The 14,578-nt window shown below is 72.2% G+C and carries 12 protein-coding genes and 1 pseudogene; 3 read left to right on the top strand and 10 right to left on the bottom strand.

The window, feature by feature from the left end; all coding sequences use genetic code 11:
* Positions 1–20: 20 nt before the first annotated feature.
* From CA12_RS07655 to CA12_RS22460, 3 genes are all read right to left on the bottom strand, one after another.
* Positions 21–1,511 carry a sulfatase-like hydrolase/transferase gene (locus tag CA12_RS07655; RefSeq protein ID WP_145358308.1) on the bottom strand — a complete coding sequence of 497 codons (1,491 nt, stop codon included), beginning with the start codon at positions 1,509–1,511 and terminating at the stop codon, positions 21–23.
* 58 nt (positions 1,512–1,569) lie between these two features.
* Complete coding sequence (locus CA12_RS07660) at positions 1,570–2,949, bottom strand: M20 metallopeptidase family protein (protein WP_165700616.1); 1,380 nt, start codon at positions 2,947–2,949, stop codon at positions 1,570–1,572.
* 177 nt (positions 2,950–3,126) lie between these two features.
* Entirely contained in the window at positions 3,127–4,302 is a 1,176-nt protein-coding gene (locus tag CA12_RS22460) for a DUF1559 domain-containing protein (RefSeq protein WP_145358312.1), read from the bottom strand.
* A 341-nt stretch (positions 4,303–4,643) separates the two neighbouring features.
* On the opposite strand from CA12_RS22460, the gene CA12_RS07670 reads away from it, so the two are divergent.
* Positions 4,644–4,844: a hypothetical protein gene (locus CA12_RS07670; protein ID WP_145358314.1), complete on the top strand. Its 201-nt coding sequence runs from the start codon at positions 4,644–4,646 to the stop codon at positions 4,842–4,844.
* Between the two features lie 150 nt (positions 4,845–4,994).
* Here CA12_RS07670 and CA12_RS07675 read toward each other — a convergent pair.
* Positions 4,995–5,195, bottom strand: a pseudogene (locus tag CA12_RS07675) (type II secretion system protein); the annotation flags it as partial.
* A gap of 91 nt (positions 5,196–5,286) precedes the next feature.
* Here CA12_RS07675 and CA12_RS21980 point away from each other — a divergent pair.
* Positions 5,287–5,454, top strand: coding sequence for a hypothetical protein (locus tag CA12_RS21980; protein ID WP_165700446.1), 168 nt, complete (start codon positions 5,287–5,289; stop codon positions 5,452–5,454).
* Positions 5,455–5,597: 143 nt separating this feature from the next.
* On the opposite strand, the gene CA12_RS07680 is transcribed toward CA12_RS21980, so the two are convergent.
* The 5 genes from CA12_RS07680 to CA12_RS07700 form a co-directional block, all read right to left on the bottom strand.
* Positions 5,598–6,761 (bottom strand): DUF1559 domain-containing protein, encoded by a 1,164-nt coding sequence (locus CA12_RS07680; RefSeq protein WP_165700617.1) that lies wholly within the window; start codon positions 6,759–6,761, stop codon positions 5,598–5,600.
* A 357-nt stretch (positions 6,762–7,118) separates the two neighbouring features.
* Positions 7,119–7,322 (bottom strand): H-X9-DG-CTERM domain-containing protein, encoded by a 204-nt coding sequence (locus tag CA12_RS23205; protein WP_390614134.1) that lies wholly within the window; start codon positions 7,320–7,322, stop codon positions 7,119–7,121.
* A 264-nt stretch (positions 7,323–7,586) separates the two neighbouring features.
* A complete protein-coding gene (locus CA12_RS07690) occupies positions 7,587–8,924 on the bottom strand; it encodes a DUF1501 domain-containing protein (RefSeq protein ID WP_145358320.1) in 1,338 nt (445 codons plus the stop codon).
* 88 nt (positions 8,925–9,012) lie between these two features.
* Positions 9,013–10,956: a DUF1549 domain-containing protein gene (locus tag CA12_RS07695; RefSeq protein WP_165700618.1), complete on the bottom strand. Its 1,944-nt coding sequence runs from the start codon at positions 10,954–10,956 to the stop codon at positions 9,013–9,015.
* Positions 10,957–11,109: 153 nt separating this feature from the next.
* Positions 11,110–12,075, bottom strand: coding sequence for a histone deacetylase family protein (locus CA12_RS07700; RefSeq protein ID WP_145358323.1), 966 nt, complete (start codon positions 12,073–12,075; stop codon positions 11,110–11,112).
* 184 nt (positions 12,076–12,259) lie between these two features.
* Between CA12_RS07700 and CA12_RS07705 the strand changes: the two genes are divergently transcribed.
* A complete protein-coding gene (locus tag CA12_RS07705; protein WP_145358325.1) occupies positions 12,260–13,753 on the top strand; it encodes a hypothetical protein in 1,494 nt (497 codons plus the stop codon).
* 36 nt (positions 13,754–13,789) lie between these two features.
* On the opposite strand, the gene CA12_RS07710 is transcribed toward CA12_RS07705, so the two are convergent.
* Positions 13,790–14,506 carry a Uma2 family endonuclease gene (locus CA12_RS07710; RefSeq protein ID WP_145358326.1) on the bottom strand — a complete coding sequence of 239 codons (717 nt, stop codon included), beginning with the start codon at positions 14,504–14,506 and terminating at the stop codon, positions 13,790–13,792.
* Positions 14,507–14,578: the final 72 nt, after the last annotated feature.

Consider the following 14,578-nt stretch of genomic DNA (forward strand, 5'->3'; position numbering starts at 1 on the left):
AGACGGCGAGCAGTCCGCCGTCAGTCGCCGAAGGTCTCGCCGTGGTCCGGCGGCAGCGATTCGTGCCAGGCGACGACCGCGTCCCGCAGTCGGGCTCTCACGGCGGGGTGGGCGGCGGCGAGGTCGGTCGTCTCGCCGGGGTCCGCGGCGAGGTCGTACAGCTGGGCCTGCGAGCCGTCGTATTCGCACAGCAGCTTCCAGCGGGGGCCGACGGGCGAACTGCCGTCGGAGGACCCTGCGGCGCCGTCGAGCACGGCCAGGTCCGGCAGGTCGTCCACCCCGAAATAGCGGTCGCGGTCCGGCGGGCGGCGGAAGAACAGCGGTTCGGTCCGGGAGCGGTTCGCCCGGCCCAGCAGTACGTCGGCGAGGTTTTCCCCGTCGAAGCCGGGGCCGTCCTCCAGTTCCACCCCGCAGATCGTCAGCAGCGAGGGGACGAGGTCGCAGGCGGAGAACAGGCTGTCGCCGTTGAACGAATTCACGGCCGCCGGCTCGACCAACCCCGGCCCCCAGACGACCAGCGGGCTGCGGACGCCGCCCTCGTACAGCATCGCTTTGAGACCCCGCAACGGCCCGGCGGACCCCGCCCCGCGCTCCGGACCGTTGTCGGAACAAACGAGGATCAGCGTGTTCTCCCGCAGGGCGTCGTCGTGGCGGATGCGGTCGAACAGCAACCCGAGTTGGGCGTCCATCGTCTTTAAGACGCCCCGATAAAGCTCCCCCTTCGACCCGTCCCCGCGGCGGGCGGCGGGCGGGAACAGCGGGGTGTGCACGTCGTCCGGCCAGAGGTTCAGATAGAACGGCTCCCCGGCGGCCTGGGCCTCGTCGACGAACGTCAGGGCGTCGGCGACGAAGGCGGCGGTCACGTCGTCCCGGTTTTCCCAGCGGATCGGGCCGCGGCCGAGCGTGTCGGAGCCGAGGGCGTGCGGCTTCGGCTTGGAGCCGTCGTAGGCGTCCAAGAGCGGCAGCACGCGGGGGCCGAGGCCCTCGAAGTTCGTCAGGCTCTCGTCGAAGCCGTATTCGGGGATCAGCGGGGCCTCGGCCACGTCCCGCTGGCCGCCCATGTGCCACTTGCCGAAGTGCCCGGTGCGATAGCCGGCCGCCTGGAGCAGCCGGGGCAGGGTGGGGGCGGCGGGGTCGAGCCAGTTCGCGACCCCGCGGTCGGCGTTGAGTTGGCGGTGGGCCAGGTAGGAGCCGATCGACCACCGCTGCGGGTACTGCCCGGTCGTCAGCGCCGTGCGGGAGGGGGAACAGATCGGCGAGTTGACGTAGAACCGCCCGAACCGCAGCCCCTCCGCGGCGAGGCGGTCGACGTTCGGCGTGCGGGCTTCGGTCGGTCGGGCCGCGATCGCCGGCCGCACGTCGGCCCGGTCGTGGAAGCAGGAGAAGTCCGCCCAGCCCAAGTCGTCGATGAACACGACGACGACGTTCGGCCGCCGGTCCGTCGGCGGCGCCTCGTCCGGGGCGCCCGGGGCGAGAACGGCGGCGGCGAGCAGGGCGGGGACCGCGATCATGATCAGTCGGCGGGGGTGGGGGGGGGGGGAACGTCGGGGGGCGGGGGCGCCCGGGCCGTCAGGGGGCGTTGAGCAGGTCCAGCCCGGCGGCGACCAGCGTCCGCACGCCGATCGGCAGGCAGGTTTCGGCGTCCGGGGCGAAGGTCGCCGAGTGCAGGCTCGGCGGCTCCACGCCGGCCTTCTCGTATCGCATCAAATCGCGGGGGGCCACGGCGCCGAGGCGGTACATCAGGATCGGCACGCCGGCTTTCCCGTACCGACTGAAATCCTCCCCGCCCATCGACGGCTCCCCGGTCCCCACCGCCTCGGCGCCCAGTTCCTGCTGGAACACCGCCGTCAGCCGCGCGGTCAGCGCCGGGTCGTTGTACAGCGACGGGGTGCCCTCGGAGGAACTCACCGTCGGCGGTTCGGCTCCCGCGGCGGCGGCGGCGGCCTTCGCCCGGCGTTCAATCGCGGCGATCAGCTGCGTCCGGACCGCCTCGGAGTAGCTGCGGACCGTCAGTTGCAGCGTGGCCTCGTCCGGGATGATATTGTGCTTCGACCCGGCGTGAATCGAACCGACCGTGACCACCGCCGGGTCCGTCGGCTTCACCTCCCGGGCGACGATCGCCTGGGCGGAGAGGATGAACTCCGCCGCCATCACGATCGGGTCCTGCGTCGCGTGCGGCTGGGCCCCGTGCCCGCCGCGGCCGTGGAAGGTGATGTCGACGCTGTCCACGTTGGCGAGGCTGTAGCCGGCCAGCGTCTCGATCGTGCCGGCGGCGGCGTTGGGCGTGACGTGCAGGGCGACGGCGTAGTCCGGCCTGGGGAACCGCTCGAACAGCCCGTCGGCCAGCATCGCCCGGGCGCCGGCGCCGATCTCCTCGGCGGGTTGGGCGATCAGCATCGCCGTGCCGGACCACTGGTCTTTGTGCTCGGCGAAGTACCGACCGGCGCCGGTCACGCTGGTCATGTGGACGTCGTGCCCGCAGGCGTGCATCACGCCGGTCGTCCCGCCGCCGGGCCGCTCCACGGTCACCTGCGAGGCGAACGGCAGCCCGGTCGCCTCGCTGACCGGCAGGGCGTCCAGGTCGCAGCGGAACATCACCGTCGGCCCCTCGCCGCCGTCGGCCGGGGGATTCCGCAGGACGCCCACCACGCCGGTGCCACCGACGCCCGTCGTCACCTCATACCCGGCGGCCCGCCATTCCTCGGCCAGCCGGGCGGCGGTGGCCGTCTCTTCGTTCGACAGCTCCGGATGGCTGTGCAGATGGCGGTAAAGATCCAGCAGGGCCGGCAACTGCGCGTCCGCCCAGGCGGCGGGGCTGCCGGTCGGGCTGCCGGTCGGGCTGCCGGCGGGGGCGTCCGCGGGCTCCGCGGCGGGCAGCGACGAACCGAGCGCCCCCAGCGCCCCCGCCAACAGCAGGAACCGGCGGGAGCGAAGCGGTCGGGACGACACGGACACGGCGGGAGCCCTCCGGCGGGAAGCGGACCGCTCAACCGTGACCGTCCCGCGATCGCTCCGCAACCGGGGCGGCCTCGCGAACGCCGGTTCGGTCCCGACCCCATGAAAAAACCGGCGGGGCCGCCGCGGCGGCCCCGCTGGGGGGCGTCGATCGAAGAACGCTCAGTGCGCTCAGTACTCGTCGACGACTTCGCCGCCGTTGCGGGTGCCCAGGGCGCCCCAGGTGCCGTAGGGGCTCTTGCCGCTCGTCTTAAGGGCGGCGTTGAGGTTGCCGGTGTCGATCGTTTCGCTGATGAACTTCACGGAGCCGTCGCCGAAGACGAACTGGGCGCCGCCGGTGTGGTAGCTGCCGGCGGAGAACACGCCGTCGGAGGTCAGCCCGACGCCGTTGCCGGAGTTACAGGACGGCCCGTTGGGGGGGACGATCGTCATGAACCCGGTCATCGGGGCGTAGGCGCCGTTCCAGCGGGCGCCACGGCCGCGGTTGCTGCCGCTGGTGTACACCAGCGGGCCGCTGTCGCCGGAGTAGACGCCGGGGTCGGTGTAGAAGCCCGGTTCGTTGGGATCGACGACGGAGGGGCTCGTGAAGCAGGCGTCGCCGATGTTGGAGGGCCCGCTGCCGAAGTTCATCCCGCTGACGTCCGAGAGCCAGCCGGACTGGAAGGCCAGGGTGCCGTTCGCCACGCCGATCTCGCCCATCAAGATGGTGTTGACGGTGCCGTCCCGCAGATCCCGCATGCCGAGGGTGCTGCGGCGGACCCACGTCCCGCGGGCGACGGAACCGCTGGAACCGCTGGCGTTGCCGTTGTCGCCCAGGTTGAAGGCGTAGTTGGTGTCGCCCCAGCTGTTGCTGGCGTCGCCGCCGTCGGACGGGCAGAGATAGGTGGTCACCTGCGTGAGCCAGGGGTCGTAGGTCGTCCAGACCCGCGGTCCCATGGCGGGAAAATCGACCGTGCCGTCGCCGTTCTTGTCGTACGGTTTGCTGATCTGGTTCCAGAGCGCCGTCTGATCCATGTACGGCAGGATCGAGACCAGCGGGCTCAGGTACAGATCGTTCCCGTCAGTGGTGCCGCCGCCGGGCAGGGTGGTCGTGGCGCCAGTGCCCCCGCCGTAGAGCGGGAACTCCTTATAGGTGCTGTGGTAGTTGTGCAGGGCCAGGCCGAGTTGCTTGAGGTTGTTCTGGCACTGACTGCGGCGGGCGGCCTCCCGGGCCTGCTGTACGGCGGGCAGCAGCAGGGAAACCAGGATCGCGATGATCGCGATGACCACCAGCAGTTCGATCAGCGTGAAGCCGGAGCGCCGCGTCTGCGGCGAGCTGGTTCCCGCAGAGGAGTTACGGAGGAACATGGGCAAGAGCGCTCTTGGAAGAGGGAAGGAGTGCGGCGAGAGAAACTTGCCGCGATGAGAGACGACGGTCGGCGGAGCCGCGGGGGCGTGCGCGTCAAAGGTTTCTGGGGGAAACTCCCCGCACGAATCCCGGGGCGACGCTTGGGAATCGGGGGATTCTACTCTCGCATCGACCGGCTCCAACGCAAGCCGCCCGAAAACCTCCGAACTCCGGGGGGAGGCGCCGCGGCCGCCGCGTCCTCCCGCAGACCTTCCGTCGAAACGCACCGTCCCCGATACCGTCGCCGGGGCCGCGGGCGTACCTTCACGCGCTCTCAACCCCCTTCCCTTTGGAGTCGCAGATGCCCGCCCCCCGCACGTCGTCCCGTTGGCTGCCGACGCTCGTCGCCGGCCTGGGTTTGGCCGTCCTGCCGCTCGCCGGATGCGGCGACCCGGACGTGGGCGGCACGACCGTCAACCCGCCGCCGGAAGACCTCGACGCGGTCGAGGAGGCCGGTCGGTCCGAGGAGCGCGCCGCGCGGATGCAGGAGGAGGGCGGCTGAGGGCGCCCTACGGCCCCGGAGCCGTGGTCGGACAGTCGCCACGAAAAAAACCGGCGGGGCCGCAGTCGCGGCCCCGCCGGTCGTCGTTTCGCCGTCCATCCGGGCGCCGAGTGCGCCGCAGGCGCCCTAGGGACTCTTGCCGGAGTCCTTGTGGGCGCTGTGGTCGTTGTGCAGGGCCAGGCCGAGTTGTTTGAGGTTGTTCTGGCGCTGCCTGCGGCGGGCGGCCTCGCGAGCCTGCTGCACCGCGGGCAGCAGCAGGGAAACCAGGATCGCAGTGACCACCAGCAGTCTGATCAGGGTGAAGCCGAACGACGCGCCGGAGTCGAACTGATCCGCGAGCCGGTCCGCGATCGGTCCGTCTGTCGATCCGCGTTCGATACCCGTGACGGAGCGGCGGGCGTACCTTCGTTCTGTCTCAACCCCCCTCCGCTCGGAGCGTCCGGTGTCCCGCGTTCGACTGATTCCCTCCCGTCTCCTGCCGGTCGCATTGGCGTGCCTGGCTCTCGGCGTTCTCCCGATGATCGGCTGCGAGCCGGAGGCGACCACGGTGAACACGGGTGAAGAATACGACGAGGCCGCCGAAGAGGCCGCGGGAATGGCGGAGGAATAGTCGGTTCTTGATCGGCTCGGAACGACGAACGACGGATCGCCGAGGAGCCGAAAACGAACAACCGGCCGGGTCGCCGTCGCGGCCCAGCCGGTTGCGATGTTGCCGATCGACCTGTCGGTCGGTCGCTCAGCGCACGTTGCGGATCAATAGTCCTCGACCGTCTCGCCGCCGCGGCGGGTGCCGAGACCGCCCCAGGTGCCGTAGTTGCTCTTGCCGGAGCGCTTCATCGCGGCGTTCAGATCGCCGGTGTCGATCCCCTCGCTGATGAAGGTCACCGAGCCGTCGCCGAACACGAACTGGGCGCCGCCGGTGTGGTAGCTGCCGGCGGTGTAAACGCCGTTGTAGTTCAGTTGGTTCCCCTCGCCAGTGTTACAGGAGGGGCCGTTGGGCGGGATGATCGTCATGAACCCGCTGATCGGGGCGTAGGCGCCGGACCAGCGGGCGCCGCGGGCACGAGCGCCGCCGACGTAAACCAGTGGGCCGGTGTCTCCGCTGGTCTTGGCGGTCCCGGGGGCGTAGAAGCCCGGTTCGCTGGGATCGATGACGCTCTCGCTTTCGACGCAGGCGGTTTTGACGTTCGACGGGCCGCCGGCGCTGAAGTCCATCCCGCTGACGGTCGACATCCAGCCGGACTGGAACGTGAGCGTGCCGTTCCCGACGCCGACCTCGCCCATCAGGAGCGTGCTGGTGGTGCCGTCCTTCAGATCGCGGAGACCGAGGCTCTTACGATTCACCCACGGGCCGCGGGCCTGCGACAGGTTGCCGGTGTTGGCGGCGCGGCCGTTGTCCCCGAGGTTAAAGGCGTAATTCGTATCGCCGATGACATTGCCCGAGTTGCTGCCGTCGGACGGGCACAGGTAGCTCGCCACCTGCGTCCGCCAGGGCAGGTAGTTCGTCCGCCAGACCGCCGGGCCCATCGGCGGCCACGGCGTGCTGCGCGTGCTGCCGTTCACGTTCAGGGACAGCGGCTTGCTGATCTGGTTCCACAGAGCCGTCTGATCCATGTACGGCAGTAGCGAGACCAACGGGCTGAGGTTGCCCTGGTTGGAGTTGTTGGAGTTGCCGTCTTGAGTGCCGCCGCGCCAGATCGGGAAGGTCTTATAGGTGCTGTGGTAGTTGTGCAGGGCCAGGCCGAGGTTCTTGAGGTTGTTCTGACACGTGCTGCGGCGGGCCGCTTCGCGGGCCTGCTGGACGGCGGGCAGCAGCAGGGAAACCAGGATGGCGATGATCGCGATGACCACCAGCAGTTCGATCAGCGTGAAGCCGGATTGTCTCGGCGCACGCGGCGACTTCGGTGAGGTAATCACTGGGAGGGACCGGGTTGGAGCAGGGAGGAGATCGGACGAGAAACGTCCCCACCGGCGGAATCGCCGGCGTTCGTGCGCTGACGCGTCGCCCCGCAGGAGGCCGGGACAGAAAAGTCCCAGAAACGGCCTTAAGGCGAGCGGGAAACGCATCAACGAACGTTGACCCTATCGGGCGCCGTCCGATCCCGCAACTGGAAAATCGCCGGCCCCGCTCCCTGCGGTTCAGGCCGCGCTGCGAGCCGGCGGCGGCTCGGACCTGCGGTCCGCGCAGCAAAACGCCCCGCGGGACGGCCGTCCCGCGGAGCGCGCTGTCGTCGAACGATCGCCGTTCTCAGAGGCGAACGATCGCCGTTCAGATCAGTAATCGTCGACGGTTTCGCCGCCGTCACGGGTGCCCAGGGCGCCCCAGGTGCCGTAAGGGCTTTTGCCGCTGGTCTTCGGGGGCGAGGTCAGGCCCTTGCCGGCGCCGGAGCCGGTGTCGATCGTCTCGGAGAGGAACGTCACGGAGCCGTCCGCCATCACGAACTGGGCGCCGCCGGTGTGGTAGCTGCCGGCGGACATCACGCCGTCGTCCACGTGGGACGCCGTCTGATTGCAGCTGGCGCTGTTGGGCGGGAGAATTGTGTTGAAGCCCGTAAAGACGACGCCGCGAGCGCCGCATGGCAGACCGCGAACGTCGTCCCCACGATCCAGACGGACGAGCGCAGGTCGAGCGGCTTGGTCATCGAGTCGCCCGGTCGGTCTTGGCAGCCCGGGAGGCGCGCCGCCGTCGCGCGGCGTCGCTTCCCGAACCGGCCTCGGCTCGCGCCTCGGGCTTCAAGATGCTCAGGCGAACAGTTCCTCGACCACCTCGCCCTTGTCGACGACCCGCAGCGGGCGGCCCAGCGGGGAGAGGTGCTCGTGGTCGGCGTCCACGCCCAGGGCGTGACAGCAGCTCCGCAGCAGGTCGTCGACCGTGACCGGGCGCTCGGCGACGGTCATGCCGTCGGCGGTGGTGGCGCCGATCACCTGTCCGCCCCGCACCCCGCCGCCGGCCAGCACGCTGTTGAAGGCCTTGGGGAAGTGGTCGCGGCCGCCGCGGGCGTTCACCTTGGGGGTGCGGCCGAACTCGCCGGTCCACAACACCAGCGTGTCGTCCAGCAGGCCGCGCTCCTTCAGGTCGGCGAGAAGGGCGCTGAACGCCGGGTCCACTTGGGCGGCGTTGGCGGCGACGCGGTTGAAGTTGTCGTCGTGGGTGTCCCAGCCGCCCATGCGGACTTCCACGTAGGTCACGCCGGACTCGACCAGCCGGCGGGCCAGCAGGCAGCCGCGGCCGAAATCCGTGTCGCCGTAGCGGTCCTTCAGGCTCTGCGGTTCGTCGTCGAGGGTGAAGACGTCCAGGTGCGGGTCGAGCATCAGGTCGCTCGCCTGGCGGTAGATCTCGCGGTGGTTCCGCACCACGGAGCCGCCGCCGCGCTTGGCGAAGGAGCCGTCCAGCTTGTTCATCAGGGCCAGACGGTCCCGCACGCGGCGTTCGTTCAGCTCGCCGGCCGCGGGGCGGACGTTCGGCGGGAGCTGCCCGGCCCGGCCGACGTTCAGCGGGTCGTACTGCACGCCGAGGAACCCGCCGCCGTACAGCTCCCCGCCCCGCGCGCCGCCGATGGTGACGGACGCCGGCAGGTTCAACGCCTCCGGGGCGATCTGCTGGACGACGCCCGCCGCGACCGACGGGTGCCGCACGCTGCCGGTGGGAGCGTAGCCGGTGTGCAGCTGATAGCTGGCCCGCTGGTGGTTGCCCTCGTTGTTGGTCATGGAGCGGATGACCGCCAGGTCGCCCGCCGCCTTCGCCATGTTCTCCCAGCCCTCGGCGAAGGCCACGCCGGGGACCGCGGTGGCGACGGTCTCCGTGCCGCCGCCGTTCTCGTGGTCCGGCTTGGGGGAGAAGGTCTCGAACTGGCTGGGCGCCCCGGCCATCCAGAGCACGATGATCGCCTTGCCGCGCTTCCGCATCCCCTCGGCGTCCGCGGCCAGCGCCGCCCCGAACGGGAGCGATCCGCCCAGCGACAGCGCCCCGGCCCCGGCGGCGGAGTACATCGACAGGTCCCGCAGGAACCGACGACGGGTGAACGTCCCGCGGGCGGCGCGACCGGGGGCGGGGGAAAGGTGAGCGTGCGGAGCGAACATCGGGGTGGAGCGGGAGGGAGAAGAGGCGGGGGCGGGCCGTGAGCCGCCCCCTTCGCGGGGGCGGCTCACACGCAACTCACACGAAGGTTCAGCGACGCGTCAAAAACTCCGCTCCGTTCAGCAGGGCCCAGGCGACGTCCTCGAAGCCGGCCGCCCGGCCCGGTCCGTCGGAGGCCTGGGCGTCCTGGACGTACTCCACGGCGATCGTGCGTTCCTCCTCGGTGGGCTCGCGGACGAGGGTCAGGCGGTACAGCGCCCGGACGGCGTGCACGTCGCTGGGGTTCTCGTACAGCAGGACGGCCAGCAGGCCGTTCGCGGAGGAGAGCCGCTCCGTCAGCATGCCGTTCATCAGGGCGAGCGCCTGGGGGATGTCGCCGTTGAGGTCCTCGCGGGCGGCGCTGGGGTCGAAGCCGAAGGTGACTTCCAGCGCCCGCGAGGCCGCGGGGCGGGGGTCCGCCCCGCCGTAGCCCGCCGGCCGCGCCCGCTGCGCCCGGCCGTTGCCGTTGAGGCGTGCCAGGCCCGTTTCGTAATCGCCCCCGCCGGCGACGTGGGCGACGCTGTTGTAGATCTGGTGGGCCCGCAGCCGGACCGGCCGGGCGGCGGCGAAGGCGGGGGCGTCGGCGTCGATCGACCGGCTGTAGAGGTCCGTCAGGCAGATCGCCCGGATCAGCCACCGCAGGTCGTGGTCGTTGGCGACGAAGCCCTCGGCCAGCGCGTCCAGGGCCGGCTCCAGCCGCACGCCGCGGTCCGGGCCGATGTCGTCCACCGGGGTGTAGAAGCCCTCGCCGGTCAGCTGCGTGAACACGCGGTTCACGACGGCCCTGGCGAACCATTCGTTGCCGGTGATGAGGTCCGCGGCGACGGCCCGGCGCTCCGCGTCCGGCAGGCCGACCGCCGACGCTTCCCCGGTCAGGAAGAAGGCCGGGTCGATCCGCGTGCCGGGCTCCTCGGGGTTTTCCAGGTCCGGCATCATGTGCTCGCCGCCGCGGGCGTTGGCCAGCAGGGCGGGCGGGATTTCCAGGTCCCGCACCTCGGCCTGGTTCAACGTCCCGTCGCCGTTCTTGTCGGCGAGGGCGAGGATCCGCCCCGCCCGCTGCCGGGCGGGGGTCTTCTCCAGTTCGGCCAACGACAGCCCGCCGTCGCCGTCGGCGTCGAGGAAGCGGAACCGCCGGGTCAGCGCCTCCCGCAGGCGCTTCACGCCCTGTTCCGCCTGGGCCCGGTCCCCGCCGGGGGCGTCCACGGAGGCGACCTCGAACGTCCGCTGCTGCGGCGCTTTGGCCTTGGCGTCGGCGTCCGGCGGCAACTCGACCCGCCGCAGCCGCACGCGGGGGAAGTAGGCCGCGAGCGTGTGGAAGTCCTCGCGCTTCCAGCGGTCGTAGGGGTGGTCGTGACACTCCGCGCACTGGATCTGCACGCCGAGGAAGATGCGGCTGGCCTCCGCGGCGACCTCCCCGCCGGCGGCGCCCTGGGCGAAGATCAGCCCCGTCGCCCCGTTCTCGCCGATCTCCCCGGTGGCGGTCATCAGCTCCGTGGCGATCTCGTCCCAGCCGCGGCCGGCGGCCAGTTGCTCGGTCATCCAGCCCTCGAACACGTGGTCGCCGCGCGTGGCGCGGGCGTCCGTGGCCCGTTTGAAGATCACGTCCCGCCAGTACGCCGCCCAGTTCGCGGAGTAGCCCGGGTCGTTCAGCAGGGCGTTGATCGCCACGGCCCGGTCGGCCCGGTCGGCGCCGTCCATCCGGGCGAAGTCGGCCTGCTCCGTGAGGGTCGGCAGGCGGCCGGCGACGTCCAGCGTGAGCCGCCGCAGCAGGTCGTCGTTCGCCGCGATCGGCGCCGGCGAGAGCGACTCGTCCGCCAGGTACGCCGCCGCCGCCGCGTCCACCCGGTCGGCGACCTGCGCGGCGGAGATCGGCGCCCCGGCCCCGGGCCGTCCCGCCTCCGCGGGCTCCGCCGCCGGGGCGGCGGTGCTCAGCGCCAGCAGAACGGGCGCCGCCACAGTAAGGAGAAAGCCGGGAAAGGGCTGCGGCGGACGCATCGGGGAGGCGGGGCGGGAGAGCGGCGGAACTGGGGGCTCTCCATTGAACACACGGCGATTCGCCCGGTGACGCAGAAAATTTCTTCGCCCCATCGGAATCTTTCGATCAGACGCCCGCGGCGCCCCGCGGGGCGTCTCGCCTGCGCAGCGCCGTCAGTCGGACGACGCGTCTCCGGCCGCCAGCGCCGTCAGATGGGTCGTCACGCCTTCCGCCAGTTGGGCGGGGTCGTAGCCGCCTTCCAACAGGCTGACGACGCGGCCGCCGGCGTGGGTTTCGGCGACCTCCACGACGGCGGCGGTCAGGGCGGCGAAGTGCTCCAGTTCGAGCCCCAGATCGCCCACCGGATCGCCGCGGCGGGCGTCGAACCCGGCCGACAGGATCACCAGCTCCGGCCGACAGGCGTCCGCCACGTCGCCCAGCGCCGTGCGGAACCGCCCGACGATCGTGTCCGCCGGCGTGCCGAAGGCGATCGGCAGGTTGCGGGTCGTCCCCAACCCGGCCCCGGCCCCGGTTTCGTCCTGCGCCCCGCTGCCGGGGTAGAACGGGAAGCGGTGCAGGCTGAGGAAATGGACGTTCGGGTCTGCATAGAAGGCGTCCTGCGTGCCGTTGCCGTGGTGCACGTCCCAGTCGATCACCAGCACGCGGTCCAGCCCGTGGGCGGCCCGGGCGTGGGCCGCGGCGAGCGCGGCGTTCGCCAGCAGGCAGAACCCCATCGCCCCGCGGTCCACGAACGGCCGGGCGTGATGCCCCGGCGGACGCACCGCGCAGAAGGCCCGCACGCCCTCCCCGGCGACGGCCGCGTCCACCGCCGACAGCCCGGCCCCGGCGGCGCTGCGGGCTGCGTTCATCGACCCCGGGGTGAGGGCGGTGTCCGCCTCCGCCCGGCCCCCGCCGCCGTTCGCCAAGGCGCTCAACCACTCCAGATGGGCCGCCGGGTGCAGCCGGACGAGGGCGGCGTCGGTCGCGGGGGCGTGCTCGCGGCGGGTCCAGCCCTGCGCCGCGGCCTGCTCGAGAACCGGGGCCAGCGCGTCCAGCCGGGCGGGGCGTTCGGGGTGCCCGGGACTGAGGGCGGTCGGATCGTGCTCCGCGTGCCCGGGGGTGTGGAAAAGCAGGTTCATCCGGTTCGGCGCGGGCGGGGCGGGGGCCGATCGAAGCGGCGCGACGGGAGAGACCGGCGAGGCGGCGCTGCCGTCGTCGGCGTTGCGGCCCGGGGACGGAGGGACGTTGACCGCCGTCGATTCGCCCGGAAGACTAACCCGTCGTCGCGTTCTGCGGCGCTCCGCCGCTCGTTCCGAGAGTTCCATGCGTCGCCCGTCGTCCCGTTCGCTGCCGTTCGCCCGGTCGCTGTCGTCCGTCCAACGGGCGCTGCCCGAGGGGAGCGGTCGGTTCGCGCTGGCCCTCGCGGCGGCGCTGGTCGTCGCACCCGCCGCATTCGCCCGGCAGGCCGCCCCGGACAGCCCGGCCGCGGAACTCGCCGAGGAGGCCGCCCAGCCCGACGCCGCCCAGCCGGATCCGAACGCCGGCCCGAAGACCGGCCCGCCGCTGCCCCGCGGCATCCAGCCGCCGCCGACCAAGCCGGAGAGCATGAAGACCGTCACCCCGTTGGTGACGGAGCAGGAACTGAAGGACCTGGAGGCCGCGGTCAACCGGGCCCGCTACCGGGACGTGCTGGAGGTCGGTCCGACCAATGCGGACAACCGGGCCGTGATCGAGAACTGGGCCAAGTGGCGGGTCGCCCAACTGACCGGCCCGGCGCCGCCGAAGCCGGTGGAGGAACCGAAGGCGGGCGCCCAACCCGCCGTCCCCGCCGAGCCCGCCGTCCCCGAGCCGCCCGGTCCGATGGTCGAGGACCGCCGCGCCCTGGCCGCGGCGGTGGCGGAGCTGATCCGCGAGGCGAACCGCGGCGTCGGCCCGCGGCGGGGCGGCCGCGGGGTCGAGGAGGCCCGGCTGGCGGTCTTCCCGATCCTCGCCGCGGAGCTGGTCAAGCTGAAGGACAACCACCTGGTCCTGCGCACGCAGGCGATCAAGGCGCTCAGCCGGCTGGAGGTGGCGGGCGACGGCACCCCCTCGAACCCCTTCAAGCGCTTCGGGCCCGCCCTCGGCCCGCTGCTGGAGATCTATAAGGCGACCGGCGACTCGGAGCCGGAACTGGCCGTGAAGTACCAGGCCGCCGCCGCGATCGCCTTCGTCGCGGAAAACGGCCGGAACGTGCCGGGCGCTTTGCAGTTCGAAGCGGCCAATTTATTCGCCAGCGACCTCGTCGCGCATCCGGAGTACCCCGGCTGGATGCAGGGCGGGCTGGCGACCGCGGTGGCCCGGTTGAACCTGCGGGAGCCGGAGCTGTCCCGGAAGCTGTTGGTCGCGGTGCAGGACGAGTCCCGGCCGTTCGAGGCCCGCACGCGGGCCGCCGCGGCGCTGGTCCGCCTGCCGGGCGCCCCCAGCGACGTGAAGGGGGCGTTGCCGACGGCGCTGGAGAACCTCGGCCGGGCGATGGCGAAGAGCTACAACACCCGCCCCTCCGCGGAGCATGTGGAGAACTTCCGCACGCTGGAGTTCGCCTTCAAACCCATTGCCCCCAGCGAGGTGCCGCGGCTGGGCGGCGGCGCGATCCTCTCCGGGGAGACGGTCCCGTCGGAACTGCTGCCGGCCTACAGCCGCCTGCACCCGTTGGTGAAGCACGTCGCCGGGCAGAACCTCGGGGCCCCGGTGAACCGCTGGACGCCCATCCCCGCCGACCTGTTGGCCAACGCCGGCGTCGAAGCCGCCGCCCCCCCGGCCGCCAACGCCGGCAGCTGACCGCCGCGGCGGTTCGCCGGCCGATCGCCTGTCCGCTCAGCCGCCCGGCCGGGCGAACAGCTCCGCCAGCGGGACGGCGAAGCCCGGCAGCACGCCGCCGCCGGAGAGCGTCTCGCCGGCTTCGGCGGAGAGTTCCCGCGACTCGTCCGGCGCCGTCCAGACGACGACGGTCCGCGTCCGCGGGTCCGCCTCCCAGACGACCTCCACGCCCGCGGCGAAGTACACCCGCCGCTTCAACTCCATCTCCCGCCGCGTATTGCCGGGGGAGAGGACTTCCACGACCAGCGCCGGCGGCACGTCGCTGTAGCCCCGTTCCCGCAAGCCCTCCGGCCGATCTTTCAGCCGGGTGAACGAGGCGTCCGGCGCCCGCAGCCCGTCCGACAGGTCGAAGAACCCGTCGGCCGGATGGACGTAGCCGAGGCCCCCGTCCTCCGCAAAGTTGCCGAGGAGGCGGAAGAACTTTCCTCCGAGCCAAGATGAGAGGTCGCTCACGGCTTTTCGGATCAGGGTGCCGTCGATCAGTTCGTAGAGGCCGTCGCCGCGGCGGTTGGCCCGCTCCCAGTCCTCCCGGGTGGCGGCGCCGGGGCGGGGGTCGCTCAGCACCCGGGCGGCCGGCAGCGGGCCGAACCGCTCCGCGAGATCCGCCACGGTCAGCCCCGGGCCGTCGGACGCCGCTCCCCCGGTCCGGCGGCGCGGCGGCGGCTCGACGGGCTGCGATTCGGTCGGCGGCGGGGCGGCGGTCGCGGGGGACATGCCGCCAGTGTACCGCCGCGGCGACCGTGGCGCGGCGACTGTGGCGCGGCGACTGTGGCGGGGCGGGCGACG

Source organism: Alienimonas californiensis (assembly GCF_007743815.1).
Taxonomy (GTDB): domain Bacteria; phylum Planctomycetota; class Planctomycetia; order Planctomycetales; family Planctomycetaceae; genus Alienimonas; species Alienimonas californiensis.